Source organism: Mycobacterium sp. WUMAC-067, assembly GCF_020217485.1.
Lineage (GTDB): Bacteria > Actinomycetota > Actinomycetes > Mycobacteriales > Mycobacteriaceae > Mycobacterium.
This window is the reverse complement of record NZ_JAEKMI010000034.1, coordinates 31268-51673: the sequence shown is the minus strand read 5'-3', so window position 1 is coordinate 51673 and position 20406 is coordinate 31268. Positions and strand designations below refer to the sequence as shown.

Genomic DNA, 20406 nt, shown 5'->3' with positions numbered 1-20406 from the left:
TCAACCTGCCGACCAGTTGGGCTGAGCTACCATACGCAAACCGTCTGGGGCGCTGGCTATTTCAATGCTCGACGCCGCCACAAAGAGACAACACATGCCGGTGCGCCAATCGCTGTCTGCGTCGGCAATGGTCTTCGCGTTGCTGTTAGGAGGATGCGCGCAGGCGCTGCACAAACCACACGCCGATGGAGCTCCTAACCCATACGAAGATTCAGGCCACCCCATGAGCGACGATCAGACCAAAGCTCAGGTGATCGAGCCGGCCAAACAGATCGTCGCCGCCGCAAACTTGGACGGAGTCAGCGGGGCATTCTCGTTCGCCTCCTGCAACGACCAAGGAGATACGCCCTATCAAGGCACTGTCACGCTGAGCTTCCTTATCCACGGCGACCCCGACGCATATTTACAACGCGTACGGGCAGCGATGATCGCGCACGGCTGGAACGATGGGGCGCCCTTAGCACAGCACTACCACGGTGCATCGCTCAATAAAGATGGCGTGGCCGCCAGTATCAGCTACATGCCGTCCGACCATAGTTACGGGCAGATCATTCTAGATGGCCAGTGCCGGAACATAGGTAACCACAAGGGCGAAGGCAAGTGGGTCAACATCAACGACCAGTTAGCCGGTCATTAGTTGTCTTCGCGAATGACTCCTTAGGGCGACGGTGCTGAGGGTTAGGGGCGCCCGCGATCCTTGGGCCGACTAAGTTCAACAGCCGAATCTGTTGTGCAACAACGCAAGAAGGGCGCCCTTCCAATCGGCTAGGAACTCTGACGGGGGCGATGATTCTACCCGCACCGAATAGCCTTGTCGTGATCGGCTTTTGTGCCCCGGAAGCGCAGAATGCTTGAGCAATGCCCTGGCACTCACACAACGTCGTCCCGTCGGCGCGACGGCGAGGATGGGTCGCTCGCTATCCCCGTGCTCGAGCCGCCTGGTCACCGTTGATCTGTACTGTCGAGGGCTGCTTCGACGGCTGCAGCGGAACTTTCGCTTTTGCGTGCGAAGTCGTCGGCGCCGGCGCTGAGAGCTGCGATCGCGTCGCTCTCATTTTCGATTTTGAGCAGTGGGTGCCACTCGTCCGGGTATTCGCGCCAGGCGGGTGGGGCACCTTTCAGAGTGCGGTACGTGCGTCTGCCGCCTCCTAGTGCCGACGGCCGAGTCGTCAGTGCTGTTTCCAGACCGGCATCCGGCTTGAGGATGACCCAACGGCGGTTGACGCCATCGATGCGATGCCACAGTTCCGCGATGGGCCCATCCACTTCGGGCTTAAACGGTCTGCCGGGATCCATTATGAAATCCGTGTTCAGTGCTTCGATTTCGCGCTCGCGTGCGTCCTTATCCTCGATGTGTCGAACGTAGAAATCGACGGGCCCATGACCGTTGGGATCGCGGAGTAGGCGGCTCTCGTTAGGTGGATACTTCCACCACATTTTGGATGGTTCGATCGGCGTGCGTACTCGGGGGATGCACACGGTCACCCATTGCTGGCCTTGGAGCGCTCCCTGAATCGCGATCGGGTGTTCTTCCCAAACTGCCATCATCGCGACCCGCCACAAGATCGCCGCGTAGGCGGAAACGTACCATCCGTCGGTGCCCCTCGGGACTTCGTCGGTGCCAAGCTTCACGCCGAGGATCTGTTCCAGGTCTTCACCTAGGGCCGCCCGGGTATCGGCCGACACATCCGTGTCGAGCACGTCGACGAGTTCCTCGTCCGTCGGAGGTTCAGTGACGGGGTCGTCGGCCCCGTTAGCGGTGCCGGGCTTGTTTCCTTTTGTCGGCGGGCCGAATAGCGCTCTCGAAACGGGCGCCGGGAGCTTGTCGATGACGGCGTCGGAGACTCGTGTGGCGAATCGGTCGCGGAGCTTGCCGCCGATCGCTTTGCAAGCCTGGGTGAGCACCCACCCGGCAAAATACTCGACTGGCGTCGTCATGGCGGCTCCCTTAACGTCGCAGGGCCCCCGGTGAAACTACCCTAACCCCGAACACGCGCGGGAGAGTTTGGCCGACTGGGAGGGCGGTCGCCGGCCCTTCATGGACCGCACTCATTCACTCGTCCGGTCGGTAATAGACGTGATCATCGTAATATTTCGGGGGTTTTCCCAGACTGGTATCGGGATCAAGGAGGGAGTGTGGTGACGCCGGCCCGGTGACCGACGTCCATTCCGGGTCCGTATACACGTCGATTCGGCGGTCCCGGATCCAGCGGCAATACCAGTAGAAGAAGATGGTGAAAAGAGCCATCAAGGCCACCATCGCAACCAATCCGAGAATTGCGGTCATCATGCTGGGCACGCCGCCTGCAACGCCTGCCCGGCTTGCCGGGTTTGCGCGGCGTAGTCGGTGTAGGCGCGCTGGAAGTTCTGACTGGCTGAACTGCTGTCCGATCCTTGCTGCGACTGTCCCGGAATCGTCTGGCGCCACACGGCGAGCATCTTGTCATCGAGATTGACTAAAGCGTAGGCCTTTTCACGCAAACCAGGATCGTGGATCTGGTCAGCGTACTGTCGCAGGCGGGTTTCGCGAGCCTGATATGCATCCACTAGTTTCTGCGGGTCGTCGATGCTGGCTGGGATGAGATCGCGCATTCGTGCGTTCTCGGATCTTGAGTACTTGAGCATGTCGTTGACAGTCGTGCAATCTGACCGTGGCGATGGCCTGAGATACAGCCACGCTGAAACCCCGGCTATCACCAGGACCAGCACGGCTGTGGCGGTGACGGTGATGACGGTGCGTCTAGTTGCCACGGGTCATCACTGGTGGGCTGGGGATGCCGGTCGACGGTAGGCCGCCGGCCCACCAACCGTTTTTGATGTCAATTTTGCCGCCGTTGAGGTCGGGTAGGTGAATGGTCGCTTCTGGATAGACCGTAGACGCTTGCATGAGTTGTCCCAGGGTGACCGGCTTCCATGTGTGGGCTTCACTCATATCTGGAAGGGTCAAATCGCCGAACGGTCCTCCAACACCTTGCCAGACCGGAATGGTGTTGAGTTCGTACTGGTATTCCTGCCATTGGGCCTGATACCAGCGGCCGTTGATCTGTACCGCCTTAGTGATTCCGTTGAATTCAGTACCACTAATCCGCACCCTTGATGTGCCCTGGAGGTCAACTCCCCAGGCCTTCGCCTTCTGCGGATTGTCAGATCCGCCACCGATTGAAGTCACGCCCGTCGATCCGCCGGTCAGCAGATCGGGCCGCACGCAGGGCGGGTCCGATTGGTACAGCGAGGGATCGGGCAACCCGTTCGGACTGTCTGCCGGGTGGTTGGGGTCCAGCGCCCAGTAGCCGGTGCCGGGATGCCAGCCGGGCGGCGGCGGTCCGTCCCATCTGCCGGCCGGCGGATCGTGCCGCGGCAACTGCGGAATTCCACCGTTCGAGTTGTCGCCACCTTGGGTGTTGTCGACGAGTTGGATACCGCTGCCTTTGCCGTCGCGCGTAAAGGTGGCGTTGCCCAGGCCGGTCGTCGCGGTGGTGAGTTGACCCGCAACCTTAACTTCTGTCCCACCGAGTTGCTTGGCGCGCGACCAGATACCACTAGCCATCTGTTCGGCTTGCGCTTGGCGCGCCGCCTGCTGGGCTGCTGTGCCGCCATGATCGGTGTAAGACACCGAAAGGTCCTCTCCGACAGTGAATCCCGCACTTTCGGCGTCCGCAACCGCGTTCAACACGCTGCGCTGCGCTGCGCTGATATCGCTGGCTCCGCTGCGTGCTATCCCGGCCGCCTGGCGGAGCTGGTCGGCTTTGCCACTGACGAGCGTGTAATCGGCCCCAGTGCGCTGCCGCAGCGCCTCACCACCGGCACCGTTCCATGCGATCGACTGGGACTGGTTGCGCATGGTCAAAAATGCGTCTTCCCATCGGTCGGCGGTCTGCGTCCAGTAGCTCGCCGCATCAGTCAGATGCTGGGTGGACCACGACCGGATCTGGGAAAGCGTTGCAGCCATCTAAACCACAGTCACCTTGGGCACGTTCGACATATCGGTGGCGTTGGTCGCCTCTTGACTGCCGTAGTGCGCGGCGGCATTCGTCACCTGCCCGGCGGTCTCCTGAGTCCGAGTCGCAAATGCTGCCGCATCAGCGCTGACCATCGCGTTGATACTGCTGACCGCCGCGGTTGTCGGTTGGAACGGCTGTCCCGGTGACGGCGGCGTGGTCGCAGTGAGCTGGGCGCCCAGTCCCTGCCACTGGCCGGCCGTAGCGGCTAGCTGGTCGAGAGCAACCTGCAGTCCGTCCGATCCCATCTGGCAACTTTAATCCAGTCACCGGATCGAACGCTCCGCGACCTTCCCGTTCTGCGTGCAGGCGTACGACGAAACGCGCAGGCACCTCACCCGCGCACCGATGTTGAACGCAGAACCGGATTCGATAAAGACACCGTGCAGCGAGCACTTCGAGCACTGCAGACAGTTCCCTTTTTGAGAAGGGCTCCACTGCGATGGGCGGCGTGATCATCGCCGTGGGACCGCCGATGGGTAACGCCTACCAGTTGGCCGGTGCATGGCCAACGCCTGAAACTCGACTGGAACGGTTGATCGCGGCGCTGGAGGCAGTGGCTGCAGACGAGACGCGCGATGACCCTGAGCGAAGCAAGGCCAAGCAAGCCACATTGTGGTTGGGCGACACCTTGTCGAGGATCGCTATCGGCGCACTCGGAGGTGCCGGCGGACACATGCTGTGCAGCTAGGGCCTGCCTGTGTCTGACCTCGCCTAATGAGGCCCGGGCCGAGGAGCCACGCTGGCCACGGGCAGTAGCGGTGTCGGCGCCGGCGCAGAGTCTGCGCCGCAAGGGTGAGGTGCGGCGGCTCCCAAGCGGCGCTTTTGACCTCAGCGTCAACATCAACGGCGATCGCGACCGAATCGGCGTGAGGATCGGGCCCGGGCCGTTGAGTTGCCCGCGTCGAGTGCCGGTCAGCGTGGAGCGTGACGGCGAGTCGCATGTGGTCGGGTGGGGGCGAGCGTCCATCGACCGCAGCGGCAACCCGCGAGTGCGCGGGTTGTGGGCCGCCACACCTATGGGTGAGTACGTGAAAACCCTTCTGGATCGAGAGGTTTCGCATTACGGAAATCGGGAGCTCGAGGCCAGCATCGGCGACGACGGTGCCCGCATGTACCACGTTTTAGGTGCGTCGTTCACGTTGCCGCCGGTGCTGGCCAACCCGTCCCTGCCGCCGGCAGCCCCAGCGCCGACGGCCGCAACCAGGACCGGCGACCCTGACCGGCGCTCGAGCTGCTCGCCCTGGCCGGCCGCATCTACGCCGCCAAACCTAGTGCGCGGGTGGCCCTACTTGACCAGCTCATCACCTGCGCCGTAGCCCTCATCGGGTAGGAAGCCAGCCGGTGCCGAATCAGCCGATAGCCCCGTCGTCGTCGCGTAGGCCCAGCTTGTCCCGCAGCTCAGCCGCGGGGTTGCTCCGTACTCATCTTGTCCAAGGCGGAGCTGGATCGCCTATGCGCCTTCGCCAATGATGTCGGCGTGCTGCAGCGGTACCCGATCAGTCCATGACCTCGATGTCGTTAACAAGGTTCTCGGCGTCCCGCAGGATCTGGGACTGATCCCTACCCGTCGCGGCGGAGAAGTGTTCAACCACCATCGCGGCCACGTTGAGAAGGCCGGCCGTAGTCGATTAGCTCATCGGGCGTGGATACACGTTTGATACTCCCAACATCGCATCGATTGGGCCATGCTTGTCGCCGCCCGCTAGAAGTTCCCCCACGATCTCAATCGCAGCAAGGGTGTTCGTCTGTTGTTGCCTCGTCCACTGCACTGCCTCCACCTTGGGGTCAACCCTAATCACAGGCACCGACACCTTGGCAGAAAAAGCCCCGCAACTCGATCGGAGATCGACATTAGCGAGGCTAGGGCTCGGGCGAGGTGCGCTACGCGTAGCGCGAACGGGAGGCTAAAGCACCAGCTGTCGTTGCGTTGTCGAGGCCCCATCATCGAGTTTCCGGGCCATCGGCCGCCCCGGACGACTCCAAGGCGTCTAGTAACACTAACGTACTTCGGGCAGCGCCGTCCTTCAGCTTGAGGAGTTCGGGGTGATCCTTGAACACGGTGCGCAACAGCTCGATTGATATCTCGATTGCCCGCCTCGCGTAAGGCCCTGTCTGACTGGTTTTAAGGCCAGCATTCCCGTGCACGATGTAGCTTCGGTGGTTATAGATCTTTCTTAGCTCATCAGCCAGCGCCTTGCGTTTTTCAACGTCAGCACCCAGCATCCACGCAACAGACGTTGTTACCCGCAGCGTGGTCTCTTGAGCAGAACCGAATAAGTTTTCCCAAACGATGACAGCATCGATCAGCGTATCTTCGGGCTCTTTTCTCTCCGACACGGCGCGTAAAATACGGCGGATTGATACATTGGTCTGCGCTGTCTGTTGCTTATCAATTAGACTTGTCCATTCCGTCCAAGATGCGACCTGGTCCTCGATGAGTTGGGCTGGAAGTATGTTCAGACCTTGTGTCGGATCATTCCATCCAATCGATGCAGCGGTCGTAAATGGGTCCACGACTGACGTCCACGTTCGAAATACGGTTGAAGTTTCCCCACCTCCGGCAAGAATCAAGGCGAGTCGTAAGTGCTCGACCGGTTCTCCCGAGGGGCTTAGGTCACGCAATTGATCACTCCACGTGTTCGCCTTGTCAAGCTTTCTCAAGACAATCTTGAATGGTATGTCGAGCTCTAGTGTCAAGTTGCCGACATAATCGATTTTGACGGCTTCGCCTTGAGCGTTGGTGGTACCGAGCTGCCCCGTAATGGGGATACTTCGGGTGAGATACTCGTCGCGCTCGTCAGCGCGTCTCACCCGAGCCCCGCCGAAACCGACCGAATCCATCCCCACGGGCAAAAGGACGCCAGCTAGACCTATTCGCATCGGGACCAGGGCCTCATCGCCTCGGAGTCCTGCTTTTAACACGCGAATCACAGCAAGAATGCGACGCGAATACTCATCAAAGCTTGGCCTTGCGCTATCAAAATGAGCCCAATGCCACGCTGCGTTGACGATTTGGTCGCCAAACAACATAAGCATCGGAATAACACCCACCTGACCTGTGCTACGAAGGGCACCGCGTGACGGATCTGAGTAAAGTTTTGACAATACACCATCAGCCATAACTGCATCCTGCAGCAATTGATTGTTCGGGTGGTTAATGAAGGCAAAGGCCAGAGTTGGATAATGTTGTTTTGGGGAGCGAGCGCTGTTGAAATCAAGTTGCAGGTGCAACGGGTACGTCGATGCGGCAAAGTCTAAAAGTAAGCGCTCTACCTCATCGGTCGCTGCGGATATGTCTACGCCGCCGCCTCCACATGCTCGTCGATAAAGCGCGATCAAACTGCCGCCCAGGTTAGCCTGATATGTTGCAAGTTGAATCTCGCGCTGAAGGATTTGGTTGGGGGACTGCGGTCTCACCGAGTTTTCCATGGCAAAAAGGCTATTGAGCACTGCCTCTCTCTCACCAGCAAGGAGTGGGCCGCCATCAGTCAATCGTTGATGCACTTGATCACGGTTTTCGTTTAGCACATAGGCAAGAAAGTCAACGTCGTATACATCAAGAAGGCTGTCGGGATGACTGCTCTCGGTCATCCACGAAGTGTCACACGAGTCGGCATGACGATGTGAGTTGGGGGCAGGGCCAACACTTGCGCCCAAAACCTTGGCGCGATTCGTCTGACGCAAGTGATTGCCCGCCTGCCTATCTCGTAGGGAGGGGTGGGTGAGGATCCCTGCGCCGGCAGCCACTCCCCGCCCCATCGGGCCGTGCAGCTGCAATGGCATATATTGCGACACAATGGATTTGGTGAGAAACCTCATTTGCGCAGTTCAGAGGCGGGTTTCCACTCGGATCATAACCCCTGTGGCCTGCGGCGTATCCCGCACCTGACGACGAATCCCTCGTCGTAATCGTCGGCAACGAGGATGTCCCCCGACCGGGGCGTCGTCCACGCAAGTAAAAAATGGTTCCCTGCCTAATAGCTCGTGCCGTGCTTAGGCGGGCAGGGAATGTCGGTAGCGACTTCTCACCGCGTGACCGACAACTATAATGGGTTTTCTTCTCCTTTTCCCATTGCGGTCGGCTGTAGACATTAGAGGTCTTGTACCCTGCCCATGGATTCGGGTCGTCCCACAGCCATGGGCCGGGGAAAGTTGGCTTGACGATTCCACTGCATTCCCCGGCCCATCGCAAACCCGGCCAGCTATGAGGGATGTTTGGCTATGGCGCAAGTGGCGGCCAGCCGTTTTCGACCTCAGCACTGCGAATGTCATTCTTGAGTTCCTCCAGAGCATGAGAAGCTGACCAGGCCAGTTCAGAATAATTTCCAGTCTGCATACAATAAAGAGCTGAATTGCTTTGCATCACCAGCGTATGTCGCAATTGGGACGCCTCGAAATTATCAGCACACTTTCTCAGGAATGCGGGCACGTTGCGCATCCCGCCCGATTCAGGGTAGTCGGTCCTTGGATCATTCTGTGCTGAAAATGTATCGAGCGGATTCTTTTGCAGGACTATCTTCTGACGAATGCGGGAGTCCACACCGCTAGATAGCCACAAGGGATCCAACTGCAACTCGAAACGCTGGGTTTTAACGTAGGTTTCTAGCATCGCCCAGCTAGCCTGGATTCCCGCCCACTCAATAGCAAGTTCGTCTCCGCGAGGCATGATTTTAGCCAGGGCAATCAGCATTTCCTCTAATTCGGACGCCCATGTGCGCAATAGCGTGTGTACCTCTTCGTAGTGTGCGGCCATCGCTTTATAATGTGCATTCAGTATCTCGTCGTCATGAACCGATATAAACTTCATGGCCTCGAGATAAGTTAATCCGACATAAATTTCTTGCCATTTATCGGCAATGCATTGACAAAGTGTTTGTAAGGCGTTAATCCGATCTTCGGTGCAAAAGGAAGTTACACGACTGGCAAACTCTCTCCAGGCAGCGTTGGAGAGATCCTTTTGCTTCCTTTCTTCTCGCTGCGCTTCTAGGGCGCTTAAGAACACTAAAGCTACGGGCGCCCCAATGAAAAAGCCAGAGATTGCCGTCAGCACATTAGGGATAAAGTTGAGCGATTGCCACCATCGGAGCCAATCGCCGATTATGCCGACACCGAAGACGGTGACACCTAAATACCACGACACGATAATCAGTCCCTGCAGGCCCGCGCCAGAGTCGCGCCAAGTTTTTCGGATGCTGGCCACGTCGTAACCCTAGATGGGAAATAGGCATCGCAACAGGAAGCGACCGCCCAGCCGGGAGTTGCCCGTCCAGCACCGCGTCAGGCGTGTCCATCCGAGGCAACAGCCCGCCACGAATCCGGCCTCGAACAATCAACCATCACCCGGCGGCGTCCATGGGAGGGGCGGCCAGCCGTTTCCGAACGGGCCGTTGCGAATCGCATCTAGGTGGTGTTTGACGAAGCCGGGAAGGCTGTACTGCTGCTTTCTGAGGTCTCGCACCAGTCGCTGAGCAAATTCATGGGAGGGCACACCTGGGGGGTCAGTGATGTGGGCTTGCTCGTCGTACATCGGCTCGCCGTTGGGCCATTGTGCCATCTTCACGAAGGGCCACAATTCTTCGTCGGACCACCGAGGCCCCCTTGGGTATCCCTCTTCATAAATGTATCCAGACCCGTCATGGACCCGCCCGATCACCTTCGCCGCAAGGCAACGAAACAGGCCGGGTAGGCCATCTTCTGCGGGGATGGGTTCGTCATATACCTGCACCCGGTAGTAGGTGAGTCTTTCCGGCGTGTATCTCCACACCGCGACGGCCATCTTGTGCGAGTTGGCGATCAGAAGCTCGCCGTAGGGGTACGGCGGCTCGATGCGTGCTCCCTCGGGCAGGTTGTGCGTCGAAGAGGGTGTGTACCAGTCCATTACATGGAATGTACCCCCAAACACGTTGCACCACAACGTATTTGTACGCGTACAGTACGCGTACTCGGCGCCGAAGGCTTGTCATGGCGCCTCCAGGCCGCGGGTCTCATCAATCATCTCTTCTGAGAATCCCTCCTCACGCAGTATCTGGCGCAGATTGAGGATGATCTGTCGCAGGTCCTCGGGCATTTCCGAATCGTCAACCTGCCGGCGCATCTCCGCGAGGTCGTCCAACTGTTCCCGTAGCTGGGCGTACCGCGCCTTCGCCGTGCCCCCTCCGCCGTAAAGTTTCGACCCACCCACGCCACGGCGCCGGACTGATGCACTTCATGAGCGGGCATGAGGTGCCTAACTACGTCGAGCTCTGCTCCGTTGAAGGAGTGGGTAGCACCTCCGCGCAGGCAATCAGCGGCCTTGCAAAGAATGCGGAGTACGGCGGCGTTGAGAGGATGGGGTAATCGTCCCGTGCATCCGTGTACGTCTCTTTGATTGCGTCTCTCCACAGGTCCGCGTATGTGGCTTCGTCAGCTCCAGTCATCCGGCAGACAGTAGCCCACTCAGCCAGGCCTGGTCAACCGCCGCAGTAATCAAAAGCGTTGCGCCACAATATCTTTCATACCGCACCGGGTAGGTACGCTTAGCCTGAAATCTGTTGCATACCAGATCGGTATGGTTATCGGTCAGCGAGTCGCGAGGTCTTTCGCGATTCGCATGCGATTCCGTTGTGGTCTTTATCTAGACCGGGCCGGTAGGCGGGGTCGCCTTCAGGAATGTCCCAGCGGCCAGCGGCGTGGGCCTCGGCGCAGGTCCGGTAGTACACCGAGGGTCGGTTCGGCATGGTTGCGGTGGGGGCCGACGTACTCCGGGAACCGGGTCGGGAGCTGATCGCGTCGTTTTGGATCAGCGTCCACACGACGACGATTACGCAGACGACAATGATCGCGATCAGTATGGCAGCGAGTACGTTGGCGAGTTTGTGACGCGTTGCCTCACTGAGCCGTGTTGGATGCGTGTTGAACACGCCTTGATCATCGCTTCGCCGCGCTGACCACCGCAGCGACTTCGGGAATTTCGGCGCAGCGGGTTGACCAGCGCTAGACGGGCGGAGCTTTTCCTGCAGTAGCATCAACCTGGCTACGTGCTCGGCGTCCCAGGACAGCGCGGGTTTACACACCGTCACCTCCTCGGCTAATGAGCTACCCGAAGAGATCCTATTGCATGACTATTGCATGACCACTGGTAAGTTTGCCTAGATACCGGCTCTAAACTGCAAAAACTCTGGTGCGCGATACTGGGATTGAACCAGTGACCTCTTCCGTGTCAGGGAAGCGCTCTCCCGCTGAGCTAATCGCGCCGGGGAACCAAAATCTGGAGGTGGAGACGGGAATCGAACCCGTGTGCACGGCTTTGCAGGCCGTTGCCTCACCACTCGGCCACTCCACCGTTGGGGTCCACGCCACTTGCACCTTCGAGCGGATGACGGGATTCGAACCCGCGACCCTCACCTTGGCAAGGTGATGCGCTACCAACTGCGCTACATCCGCGCGCCTCGGACGAGATCGTCGCCCGGTGCGAAGCACGACGATAGTCCACGTGAGCGGGCACATACAAATTTCTTGGTACGAGCCGTGTCTAGGCTATCGCGTCGCTCCTGGCATGCCGATGCGGCCGTAGTGTCAGGGTCTGCACGTGCTAGTCTTCGACGTCGTTCGCCATCTCGGCGCCGGTCCCGTGGCTCAGTGGGAGAGCGTCCGCTTCACACGCGGAAGGTCGCTGGTTCGATCCCAGCCGGGACCACACATCGATACAGGTCAATGACCAGTTGGGCTGCTGACCCACCCCCATCTCCCTCGCCTTTTCGCGCTGTAGCGCCCTGGCCTCATCCGGCGTTTCCCGGGGCTAATGGCGGCGCACTTCGTGCGCCGTGTCGGGTTAACCGCTCGGCGAGATGAAGTCGCGTCCAGACGCCCCGAGACCCCGCTGCCCTTGCCGGATCACGCCCAGTGGGCCACCATGAACCGCGTGAGTAAGGTAACCCTAACTACTGAGCTGCCGATCCCGGCTGAGACCGCGTCCGCGTTGGCGCGCAAGCCCGAGCTGATGCGCCATGTGCTGAGCCCGGTGCTGCGGATCTACCGCCTCGATGTCCCCGAGCGCATCGAGGTCGGCACCCAGGGATCGGCGCGGTTCTGGTGGTTCGGAGTGATCCCGGCCTGGACCCACCACCTCACCATCAAGCGCCTCGACCCGACCGAGATCTACACCAACGAACACGGGGGACCGGTCCGCACGTGGAACCACCGCCTGACGTTCGAACCCATCGACGAGCACAGCTGCCGCTACACCGACGAGATCGAAACCGACGACGGCCTGCATGGGCTGCTGACCCGCGCCTTCATCCGGCTCATGTTTCGCCACCGGCATCGGCGATGGCGAAAGCTCGCGCAGATCATGCGATAACGAGAACGGCTTCGCGAAAAGCCCGCGTCCATAAACCAATAGCGCGCCCGATCCGAACCGCTGCGCGACTATTACCCGCCCGTGCAACGGGTACTGCTGTAGATGACTGCCCACACAGCCACAGAGGAAGGGATCATGGGAGACACGGCTCGAGATCCGCTCGATCATCAACGGTCCAGCCGTCCACGGGTTGGCCAAGCCCTGAAAATCCCGCCAAAGCCCCGGGTTTGCTTCTCGTGGGGGCCGGAGTTGTGGCGTTCGCAATCTGTCTGGCGTGCTTCGCTGACGGTCGGGTTGACGCGGGAATCGTTGCGGCCGTGGTGTCGTTGCTGGCGGCCGGGGCGGGGCTGGCCTGGCTGACCAGGGAAGCGCGCCGCCTGCGCGAGCTCGAACGCCAGCACGCGAGCAATCACTCGCCGGCGGGGAGCCGCGGCCGGCCCTGAACCCGTCATCGGGGTGGCGCGCGACCCCGCGGATACTGTAAGAGCTACAGTAGCGGCGTCGACCCGAGAGGAGCCCCGTGGCGCAGAATCCTTCGACACCGCCGAGCACCCCCCGTCCCCCCGAGGGAGACTGGCTGGGCACGCCCTATCTGCGCTTCGAGCGTCAGGGGCCGATCGCGGTGTGCACCATCGACCGTCCCGACGCGCGCAACGCCCTGAGCCCCGCGATGTACTTCGGAATCCGTTATGCCGTGGGACGTCTCAACGAGGACCCGGATCTGGCCGGGCTGGTGCTCACCGGAACCGGCGACGTCTTCGCGCCCGGCGGGGACATGGGCGGCGGCGGAGGCGAGGACAACTGGATCACCTTCGGCTCCGCGCTGGGCATGGACGTGACCCCGTTCGACGCGGTGCGCACCTCCGCCAAGCCCATCGTCTCCGCCGTCAACGGCCTGTGCCAGGGCGGCGGATTCCAGATCGCGCTATGCAGCGACTTGTCGGTGGTGAGCGATCGGGCGACCTTCCGGGTGCCCGAGTTGTTCCGCGGCTACGCCGACACCTACTACAGCCAGATGCTCACCCGCGTCATCGGGCCGGTGCGCACCCGCGACCTCATGTTCACCGGACGGGTGCTGACCGCGGTCGAAGCCCTCGACTGGGGCCTGGTCACCCGGGTGGTGCCGCACGAGGGCCTGCTGGACGCGGCGAAAGATGTGCTGGCGCAATGCTGTCGGACCGCACCGCGCGCCCGCGGGGTCATCAAGTCCAGCATCGACAGCTACCTGGGGCTGTATGACCGCATCGGCATGAGCTCCAGCCTGTCCGACGCCGAGGCCATCGAAGGCTTCCGTTCGTTCAAGGAACGCCGCTCGCCCGACTGGGTGCATCCGGAACTGCGTGTCGAGGGACGCCTGTAGCCGCCCACGCTCATATTCCGCGGGACCGGTCTCGCCAAAACGGTTCCCGCAGCTGCGTTTTGAGGATTTTCCCGCTCGCGTTGCGGGGGAGCTCCGACACCAAATCCACGGTGCGTGGGCATTTGAAGCCCGCCAGATGCTGTCGACAGAATTCAATGATGCCGGCGGGATCGATCTCGCCGTCGGCCACCACGATCGCCTTGACCGATTCTCCCCAGAAGTCGTCGGGCACCCCGATCACCGCCGCGTCGGCCACGGCGGGATGCTCGATGAGCACGCTTTCCACCTCGGGGCCGTACACGTTCTCGCCACCGGTGATGATCATGTCCTTCAACCGGTCTTCGATGTAGACGTAGTCGTCGGCGTCGAGGCGCCCGACGTCGCCGGTACGCACCCAGTCGTCGGCGGTGATCGTCTCGGCCGTCGCCTCCGGGCGGTTGAGGTACCCGGTCATGTTCTGGTTGCTGCGCACCCATACCTCGCCGGGCTCTCCGGGTGGCAACGACGCGCCCGTCTCGGGATCGACGATGCGAATCTCGCAGCCCAGCACCGCCTTTCCGGCCGAGAGCTGCAATTCGGGTCGCGTCGAATCGCGGTGGTCGGCGTCCGACAGGGCGGTCACCGCGCCGCACAGCTCGGTCTGCCCGTACACCTGCACGAATTTCGTGTCCGGCCATGTCGACAGCGCCCGGTGCAGCAACGGCAGCGGCATCGGCGCCGCCCCGTAGACGATGTAGCGCAGGCCGGCGATGGGGGCGGTCGCCGCCTCACCCGCGTGCAGGAACCGGGCGATCACCGGCGGGACGAAGAACGCGTGGGTGGCGCCGGCGCGCACCGCACCGATCAGTGTCGCGGCGTCGGGCTCGCGGGTCAGGAAAGTCGGTGCCCCCGAACGGATCCCGAACAGGGCGTAGCCGATCCCGCCCACGTGGAACAACGGCATGGCGACCAGGTTCGCGTCCCCGTCGGCGAACGGAAACGCCGGTGCCAGGTTGGCCGCGTGATTGACCAGGGCGCGCTGGCTGAGCAGCACGCCTTTCGGCCTTCCGGTGGTGCCCGAGCTGTAGATCACCAACGCGGTCTCGTTCGGGTCGAGGCCCGCATCGGGCTCGGCCGGTGACGCCGCGGCGAGCAACGATTCGTATTCGTCGCCGACCTCGATGATGCGTTCCAGCCCGGGTACCCGCTCGGCGGCCGCCTCGGCGGCGGCCCGCAGCTCGGCGCCGACCAGCAGCACGCGGGCCCCGCTGTCGGCGAGGACGTGGACGAGCTCGTCGCCGATCACCCGCCAGTTGACGACGGTGGTGACCACGCCGATGGAGGCGCCGGCGATCAGCACCTCGAGGCAGGCGGGATGGTTCTTGTCCAGGAACGCCACGCGCTGGCCCCGCTCGATCCCGGCGGCGCGCAGGGCCCCCGCCGCGCGACGGATCCGCTCGCTCCAGTCGGCCCAGGACCACTGGCGTTCACCGAAGCGAATCGCGATCGCCTCGGGCCGCCGCTGCGCGTGTCCTTCGACGATCCCGGCGAGCGTCTCCGCCGTGTCCGCTTGTGGCATGAACCCCTCCGCGTTCGGTTTGTTCCACTCGGTAATACGGGATCGGTGCGCCGTACCCGACGGCGGGGCCTCATTCCATGGAGTCGATCATCGTTCCGCCGTCGCCCGCGTCTTGGGTGGTGGCGCTGCTGCCTTGCCGGAAGTCGACGAATGCCGAGCGGCCATTCGACGGGTTGAGCAGCTCGGTGAAGGTGCCGATCACCGGAATCGTGCCCTGCGGGTTCACCACGCTGGCCGTGTAGTTGACGGACGCTTGCTGCTGAAAGTTGGGTCCCTGCAGCGGCTTGACGTCGGGCGCGGTCAAGCGATTCACACCGGTCAAGATGGCCGACGCGCCGCGCACGTACTGGTCGATGTCGGATTGCAGAACCGCGGCGGCGTCGGCGCCGCCGGCTTGCTTGACGGTGATCCGCATCTGCGCGCTGGTGTCGGCGTTGTTCAGCGCCACCCAGTTCGGGCCGCGGTTTCCCAGCGTCCAGCCGGGCGCGGGGGTGACCGCGACGCCCTGCGCGATGGCGATCGCGTCGCCGGAAGTCAGCGCTACCCCGGTCGTCGCGTGGGTGCCGGCCACGATGACCACCGCGGCCACGGCCGCGCTCAGCGCCCCGAACCGCCGACCGGCCGGGGGTGTCGAGGCGGGGACAGCGGGGGACGACTGCGGCGGAGTCGATGACATCGTCGTTCCTCACTCTGTGGGCGGCGCGGGATTCGAGCTCGGTCCTATCGTCCTCCGCCGCCAGGGCCGATGTCCAAGATGGGTTCGCTATGAGTCGATCCAGCGCGGCTATCGCAAATCCGGTATCCGCGAACTGATCCCGGGCCGGTGTGTCACCATGACGGGGCCGCCCGACCCGCCACCCGAGGAGATCCGACATGGTGAACCCCGAACGCGCCCGCTCCCGCACCTTCGTCGTGACCGGCGCCGCCTCCGGAATCGGGCTGGCCACCGCGCGACGGTTATTGGCCGAGGGCGGCACCGTCGTCGGCGCCGACCTGGCCGCACCGCCGGACGACCTGGGCCCGCGGTTCACGTTCGTGCCCGCCGACGTGACCGACGAAGCTGCGATCGCCGCGACGCTGGCCGCCGTGCCGGGCCGCCTCGACGGCCTCTTCCACGCCGCGGGCGTCGCCGGGGGCGGCCCGGTGCACCTGCTGGACCGCGCCGAATGGGAGCGGGTGATCGGGATCAACCTCACCGGCACCTTCCTCGTCGCCAAGGCGGCCCTGGCCAGGATGATCGAGCAACCCCGCGCCGACGGTGAGCGGGGCTCGATCGTGACCGTCGCCAGCGTCGAGGGCCTGGAAGGCACCGCGGGCGGCAGCTCCTACAACGCGGCCAAGGGCGGCGTCGTGCTACTCACCAAGAACATCGCCCTCGACTACGGTCCGAGCGGCATCCGGGCGAACGTCATCTGTCCCGGCTTCATCGAAACACCGATGGCGCACAGCGTTTTCAGCATTCCCGGGATGGAGGGCCCGCTCGCCTCGATCACCAAGGAGCACGCGCTGCAGCGGCTGGGGCAGCCCAAAGAGATCGCGGCCATGGCCGCCTTCCTGCTGTCTCCCGACGCCTCGTTCGTCAGCGGACAGGCGATCGCCGTCGACGGCGGCTACACGGCCGGTCGCGATCACGGTGTCGTCGAACTCTTCGGCTTTCCCACCTGATACCACTGCGATTCAAATGCCACTAAGATTCGTACATGAGCGGTGGATTAACCCCTGACCAAGCGATCGAGGCGATCCGGGGTGCCGGCGGCGCTCGGCCCGGCTGCCGCGCGCTGCACGCGAAGGGAACCCTGTATCGCGGCACGTTCACCGCGGCCCACGATGCGGTGATGCTCTCGCGCGCAAGGCATCTCGATGGCTCACCGGTCCCGGCGCTGGTCCGCTTCTCCAACGGATCGGGCAACCCCAAGCAGCGCGACGGCCGGCCCGGCGTGCGTGGGATGGCGGTGAAGTTCACCCTGCCCGACGGCTCCACCACCGACGTCTCGACGCAGACCGCCCGGCTCTTCGTCTCCAGCACGCCGGAGGGCTTCATCGATCTGCTCAAGGCGATGCGGCCCGGCCTGACGACGCCGCTGCGCATGGCCAAACACCTGCTCACCCATCCGGGCCTCCTCGGCGCGTTGCCGATACTGCGGGAGGCCAACCGGATCCCCGCCAGCTACGCCACCACCGAATACCACGGCCTGCACGCGTTTCGCTGGGTCGCCGGCGACGGCAGCGCCAGATTCGTTCGCTACCACCTGGTTCCGACGGCGTCCGAGGAGTACCTGTCGGCCTCGGACGCCCAGGGCAAGGATCCGGACTTCCTCACCGACGAGCTGGCGACGCGGTTGGAGGGCGGGCCGGTGCGGTTCGATTTCCGGGTGCAGATCGCCGGGCCCACCGACTCCACGGTGGACCCGTCGTCGGCCTGGCAGAGCACCCAGATCGTCACCGTCGGCTCGCTGGAGATCACCGGTCCGGACACCGAGCGCGAGCACGGCGACGACATCGTGGTGTTCGACCCGATGCGCGTGACCGACGGCATCGAACCCTCCGACGATCCGGTCCTGCACTTTCGGACGCTGGCGTATTCGGCGTCGGTCAAGCTGCGCACCGGGGTCGAGCGCGGCGACGAGGCTCCACCCGCCTGACCGGGTCGAGTGGTCGCCGTCGGGACGAAATCGGCGGCACGCTAAGGTTTTTCTTCGGTGTCGCCATTTCAGATGATCCTCATATGCCTGGCCGGGCTGGCGGCCGGGGCGATCAACGCGCTGGTCGGCTCCGGCACCCTGATCACTTTCCCCACGCTGGTCGCGCTCGGCTTCCCGCCGGTGACGGCCACCATGTCGAACGCGACGGGCCTGGTCGCCGGCAGCGTATCGGCCACCTGGGGCTATCGCGCCGAGTTGCGCGGGCAAGCGGATCGGTTGCGCTGGCAGCTCCCGGCCTCGCTGGCCGGCGCGACGCTGGGCGCCTATCTGCTGTTGCATCTGCCCGAGAAGGTGTTCGCCGAGATCGTCCCGGTGCTGCTGGTGCTGGCGCTGGCGCTGGTGGTGATCGGGCCGCGGATCCAGGCGTGGACCGCCCGGCGCGCCGCGGAGGCGGGGCGTTCACCCGACCATGTCCCGCCGGGGCGGATGGCGACGCTCGTGTTGGGCACCTTCGCCGTCGGCGTCTACGGCGGCTATTTCACCGCCGCCCAGGGCATTTTGCTGGTCGGGCTGATGGGGGCGTTGCTGCCGGAATCGGTGCAGCGGATGAACGCCGCCAAAAACCTCCTGGCCCTGGTGGTGAATGTGGTTGCGGCGGTTGCCTATACGACGGTGGCATTCGACCGGATCAGCTGGCCGGCCGCCGGGCTGATCGCGGCGGGCTCGCTGGTCGGTGGCCTGCTCGGGGCGCGCTACGGGCGCCGGCTCTCGGGCAACGCGCTGCGCGCCATCATCGTGGTCGTGGGCCTGATCGGGTTGTATCGCCTGCTGGCGGTGGCTTGACGAGAGCGGTTGTGCGGCAACGTTATTCAACTCAGCGTGGCCGCGGCCGCCTCGGCGATGACGTCGCTCACCTCGCCGCGTCGGCGCCATGCCCGCAGTTGCCGCATCGCCCCGTTGCCCCGTGTCGCGACGCGGTCGAGTTCGTGGACGACGTGCTCGTATTCGCCCAGCGACTCGAGCGCCGGGCGCACCCGTTGCACCAGCACTCCCAGCTGCTCACGCGCCGGCACCGCCCCGCGGCCGTGGATCAGATCGAGTGCGTGCCCGGACAATCCGTCGTGGGCGGCCTTCCAATACGCCGCACGCAGCGCGCCGGGCGGCAGCCGCCGGGCGTCGTCGGGCGAGTCGAGCGCCGTCATCACGGCGGCCCTGATCAGGGTTGCAAGTAGCACGGTCTCATCGACCGTGGCGGGCACGTCGGCCACGCGCACCTCCACCGTCGGGAACTCCGCCGAAGGGCGCACGTCCCAATAGATCATGTCCTTGTCGAGGATCACCCCGGTGTCGACCAGCATGCGCACCGCGTCGTCGTATTCGTCGGGCGAGGTGAAAAACGGCGGCGCTCCGGCGGCGGGCCAGCGCCGCCACAGCACGCTGCGCCAGCTCGCGTAACCGCTGTCGGCGCTGCGGTACACGCGCGAATTGGCCGACAGCGCAAGCAATGACGGAAGCCACGGCCGCAACCAATTGCTGACATGGATGGCCGCGGCACGGTCGGGCACCTGCACGTGCACGTGGCATCCGCAGATGCCCTGCTCGTGGGCGACCATCCCGAACTCGTCGCCGATGCGGCGGTAGCGCGGGGTGTCGGTGACCGGAAACTCGTGCGGGGTGGCCGGCGGAAGCCCGCAGGCGAGCAGTTGAAGGCCGACGGCCTGCGCGGCCTGCGCCGCGGTGCGCCGCAGTCGGCGCAGCTGCTCACCGAGTTCGGCAGCGGTCGCCGCCACGTCGGAGGTGGTTTCCACCTGGCAGCTGCTCAGTTCCAGCTGCAGCGTGACGCCGCGCCGCTCAGCCTCCGCCGCCACGGCGGCGTTGCGCGGGGACGGCTCACCGGTTCGCGGGTCGACAAGGAGGAATTCTTCCTCGGCACCGACGGTGGGATGGCCGCTCATTCAGCCGATTACGGCCGAGCAGCGCCGTGTGGTTACCAGCGTGCGGCCGCGGACAACGCGGAGTCGACGGTGGGGTAGATGGGCAGCACGCCGCTGAGCCCGCACGCGTCGATGATCCGAGCCACGATCGGCTCGCAGCTCACCAGCCGCAGGTCGATGCCGCGCTGCTGGCAACGTTTCGCCTCTTCGGCGAGCACCGAGAACGCGCAGCAGCCCATGAACTCGAGCCCGGTGACGTCGACGACGAACGGGCCCGGCGCGGTGACGACGCCGGCCGCCTCGCCGACCAGATGACGCCAAGTGTGCTCGTTGCACGCGTCGATCTCACCGCCCGCGTAGATCAGCACCGCAGGCCCGCTGCGATCGGCGGTTGCGCGCAGCGTGCTGTGGGGATCGCCCAGCTCATAGACCAGCTTGGTGCTCAGCATGAGGTGAGTGGTGGGCAATTGTTCCGCAATAGCTGAGTTCATGGTGGACCCCCTAATCGACCGGCGTCCGAGACGCCGCGAGGATGCCCGTCCTATTGTCTGAAGACCGACTGTTCGCGGATGC

Annotated in this window: 22 protein-coding genes and 4 tRNA genes; 9 read left to right on the top strand and 17 right to left on the bottom strand. The window is 63.5% G+C overall.

What is annotated here, in order from left to right:
• The first annotated feature begins 64 nt into the window (after positions 1–64).
• Positions 65–637, top strand: a complete 573-nt coding sequence (locus tag JF781_RS20690) for a hypothetical protein (RefSeq protein WP_225341298.1) — start codon at positions 65–67, stop codon at positions 635–637.
• A 305-nt stretch (positions 638–942) separates the two neighbouring features.
• Here JF781_RS20690 and JF781_RS20685 read toward each other — a convergent pair whose 3' ends face one another.
• The 5 genes from JF781_RS20685 to JF781_RS20665 form a co-directional block, all read right to left on the bottom strand.
• Entirely contained in the window at positions 943–1938 is a 996-nt protein-coding gene (locus tag JF781_RS20685; RefSeq protein WP_225329451.1) for a hypothetical protein, read from the bottom strand.
• A gap of 115 nt (positions 1939–2053) precedes the next feature.
• Positions 2054–2290 carry a hypothetical protein gene (locus JF781_RS20680; protein WP_225341297.1) on the bottom strand — a complete coding sequence of 79 codons (237 nt, stop codon included), beginning with the start codon at positions 2288–2290 and terminating at the stop codon, positions 2054–2056.
• Positions 2287–2709 carry a hypothetical protein gene (locus tag JF781_RS20675; protein ID WP_308011587.1) on the bottom strand — a complete coding sequence of 141 codons (423 nt, stop codon included), beginning with the start codon at positions 2707–2709 and terminating at the stop codon, positions 2287–2289. The genes JF781_RS20680 and JF781_RS20675 overlap by 4 nt, the downstream gene beginning before the upstream one ends.
• Before the next feature lie 31 nt (positions 2710–2740).
• On the bottom strand, positions 2741–3949 hold the full coding sequence (locus JF781_RS20670; RefSeq protein WP_225329454.1) for a hypothetical protein: 1209 nt from the start codon (positions 3947–3949) through the stop codon (positions 2741–2743).
• Positions 3950–4246 carry a hypothetical protein gene (locus JF781_RS20665; protein ID WP_225329455.1) on the bottom strand — a complete coding sequence of 99 codons (297 nt, stop codon included), beginning with the start codon at positions 4244–4246 and terminating at the stop codon, positions 3950–3952. It abuts the gene before it with no gap.
• 203 nt (positions 4247–4449) lie between these two features.
• On the opposite strand from JF781_RS20665, the gene JF781_RS20660 reads away from it, so the two are divergent.
• Positions 4450–4689, top strand: coding sequence for a hypothetical protein (locus tag JF781_RS20660; RefSeq protein WP_225329456.1), 240 nt, complete (start codon positions 4450–4452; stop codon positions 4687–4689).
• Between the two features lie 1253 nt (positions 4690–5942).
• Here the strand turns inward: JF781_RS20660 and JF781_RS20655 are convergent.
• The 8 genes from JF781_RS20655 to JF781_RS20620 all read right to left on the bottom strand — a co-directional run bounded on the left by JF781_RS20655 (position 5943) and on the right by JF781_RS20620 (position 11423).
• Positions 5943–7592, bottom strand: coding sequence for a HEPN domain-containing protein (locus JF781_RS20655; RefSeq protein WP_225329457.1), 1650 nt, complete (start codon positions 7590–7592; stop codon positions 5943–5945).
• Positions 7593–8220: 628 nt separating this feature from the next.
• Positions 8221–9201, bottom strand: coding sequence for a hypothetical protein (locus JF781_RS20650; RefSeq protein ID WP_225329458.1), 981 nt, complete (start codon positions 9199–9201; stop codon positions 8221–8223).
• 129 nt (positions 9202–9330) lie between these two features.
• Positions 9331–9879 (bottom strand): hypothetical protein, encoded by a 549-nt coding sequence (locus JF781_RS20645; protein WP_225329459.1) that lies wholly within the window; start codon positions 9877–9879, stop codon positions 9331–9333.
• 81 nt (positions 9880–9960) lie between these two features.
• Positions 9961–10113, bottom strand: coding sequence for a hypothetical protein (locus JF781_RS20640; RefSeq protein WP_225329460.1), 153 nt, complete (start codon positions 10111–10113; stop codon positions 9961–9963).
• A gap of 439 nt (positions 10114–10552) precedes the next feature.
• The gene (locus tag JF781_RS20635; RefSeq protein ID WP_225329500.1) at positions 10553–10717 is read right to left on the bottom strand and encodes an excalibur calcium-binding domain-containing protein; all 165 of its coding nucleotides are present in this window, start codon (positions 10715–10717) and stop codon (positions 10553–10555) included.
• Between the two features lie 441 nt (positions 10718–11158).
• Positions 11159–11233, bottom strand: a tRNA-Val gene (locus JF781_RS20630).
• Positions 11234–11248: 15 nt separating this feature from the next.
• A tRNA-Cys gene (locus JF781_RS20625) sits at positions 11249–11322 on the bottom strand.
• A gap of 28 nt (positions 11323–11350) precedes the next feature.
• A tRNA-Gly gene (locus tag JF781_RS20620) sits at positions 11351–11423 on the bottom strand.
• A 181-nt stretch (positions 11424–11604) separates the two neighbouring features.
• Between JF781_RS20620 and JF781_RS20615 the strand changes: the two genes are divergently transcribed.
• The 4 genes from JF781_RS20615 to JF781_RS20600 all read left to right on the top strand — a co-directional run bounded on the left by JF781_RS20615 (position 11605) and on the right by JF781_RS20600 (position 13699).
• Positions 11605–11676: transfer RNA gene (locus tag JF781_RS20615), tRNA-Val, on the top strand.
• A 216-nt stretch (positions 11677–11892) separates the two neighbouring features.
• Positions 11893–12339: a hypothetical protein gene (locus JF781_RS20610; RefSeq protein ID WP_225329461.1), complete on the top strand. Its 447-nt coding sequence runs from the start codon at positions 11893–11895 to the stop codon at positions 12337–12339.
• A 251-nt stretch (positions 12340–12590) separates the two neighbouring features.
• A complete protein-coding gene (locus JF781_RS20605; protein ID WP_225329462.1) occupies positions 12591–12782 on the top strand; it encodes a LapA family protein in 192 nt (63 codons plus the stop codon).
• A gap of 77 nt (positions 12783–12859) precedes the next feature.
• On the top strand, positions 12860–13699 hold the full coding sequence (locus JF781_RS20600; protein WP_225329463.1) for an enoyl-CoA hydratase/isomerase family protein: 840 nt from the start codon (positions 12860–12862) through the stop codon (positions 13697–13699).
• Positions 13700–13709: 10 nt separating this feature from the next.
• On the opposite strand, the gene JF781_RS20595 is transcribed toward JF781_RS20600, so the two are convergent.
• Entirely contained in the window at positions 13710–15257 is a 1548-nt protein-coding gene (locus JF781_RS20595; protein WP_225329464.1) for a long-chain-fatty-acid--CoA ligase, read from the bottom strand.
• A 70-nt stretch (positions 15258–15327) separates the two neighbouring features.
• Positions 15328–15933, bottom strand: coding sequence for a hypothetical protein (locus tag JF781_RS20590; RefSeq protein ID WP_225329465.1), 606 nt, complete (start codon positions 15931–15933; stop codon positions 15328–15330).
• Positions 15934–16130: 197 nt separating this feature from the next.
• Here JF781_RS20590 and JF781_RS20585 point away from each other — a divergent pair, with 197 nt between their 5' ends.
• The 3 genes from JF781_RS20585 to JF781_RS20575 all read left to right on the top strand — a co-directional run bounded on the left by JF781_RS20585 (position 16131) and on the right by JF781_RS20575 (position 18742).
• Entirely contained in the window at positions 16131–16922 is a 792-nt protein-coding gene (locus tag JF781_RS20585) for an SDR family NAD(P)-dependent oxidoreductase (protein WP_225329466.1), read from the top strand.
• A 35-nt stretch (positions 16923–16957) separates the two neighbouring features.
• Entirely contained in the window at positions 16958–17899 is a 942-nt protein-coding gene (locus JF781_RS20580) for a catalase family peroxidase (RefSeq protein ID WP_225329467.1), read from the top strand.
• Between the two features lie 72 nt (positions 17900–17971).
• Positions 17972–18742 carry a sulfite exporter TauE/SafE family protein gene (locus JF781_RS20575; RefSeq protein WP_255642145.1) on the top strand — a complete coding sequence of 257 codons (771 nt, stop codon included), beginning with the start codon at positions 17972–17974 and terminating at the stop codon, positions 18740–18742.
• Positions 18743–18768: 26 nt separating this feature from the next.
• Here JF781_RS20575 and JF781_RS20570 read toward each other — a convergent pair whose 3' ends face one another.
• Together JF781_RS20570 and JF781_RS20565 are read right to left on the bottom strand one after the other, a co-directional pair.
• On the bottom strand, positions 18769–19854 hold the full coding sequence (locus tag JF781_RS20570) for a glutamate--cysteine ligase (RefSeq protein ID WP_225329469.1): 1086 nt from the start codon (positions 19852–19854) through the stop codon (positions 18769–18771).
• 32 nt (positions 19855–19886) lie between these two features.
• On the bottom strand, positions 19887–20324 hold the full coding sequence (locus tag JF781_RS20565; RefSeq protein ID WP_225329470.1) for an anti-sigma factor antagonist: 438 nt from the start codon (positions 20322–20324) through the stop codon (positions 19887–19889).
• Positions 20325–20406 lie beyond the last annotated feature (82 nt).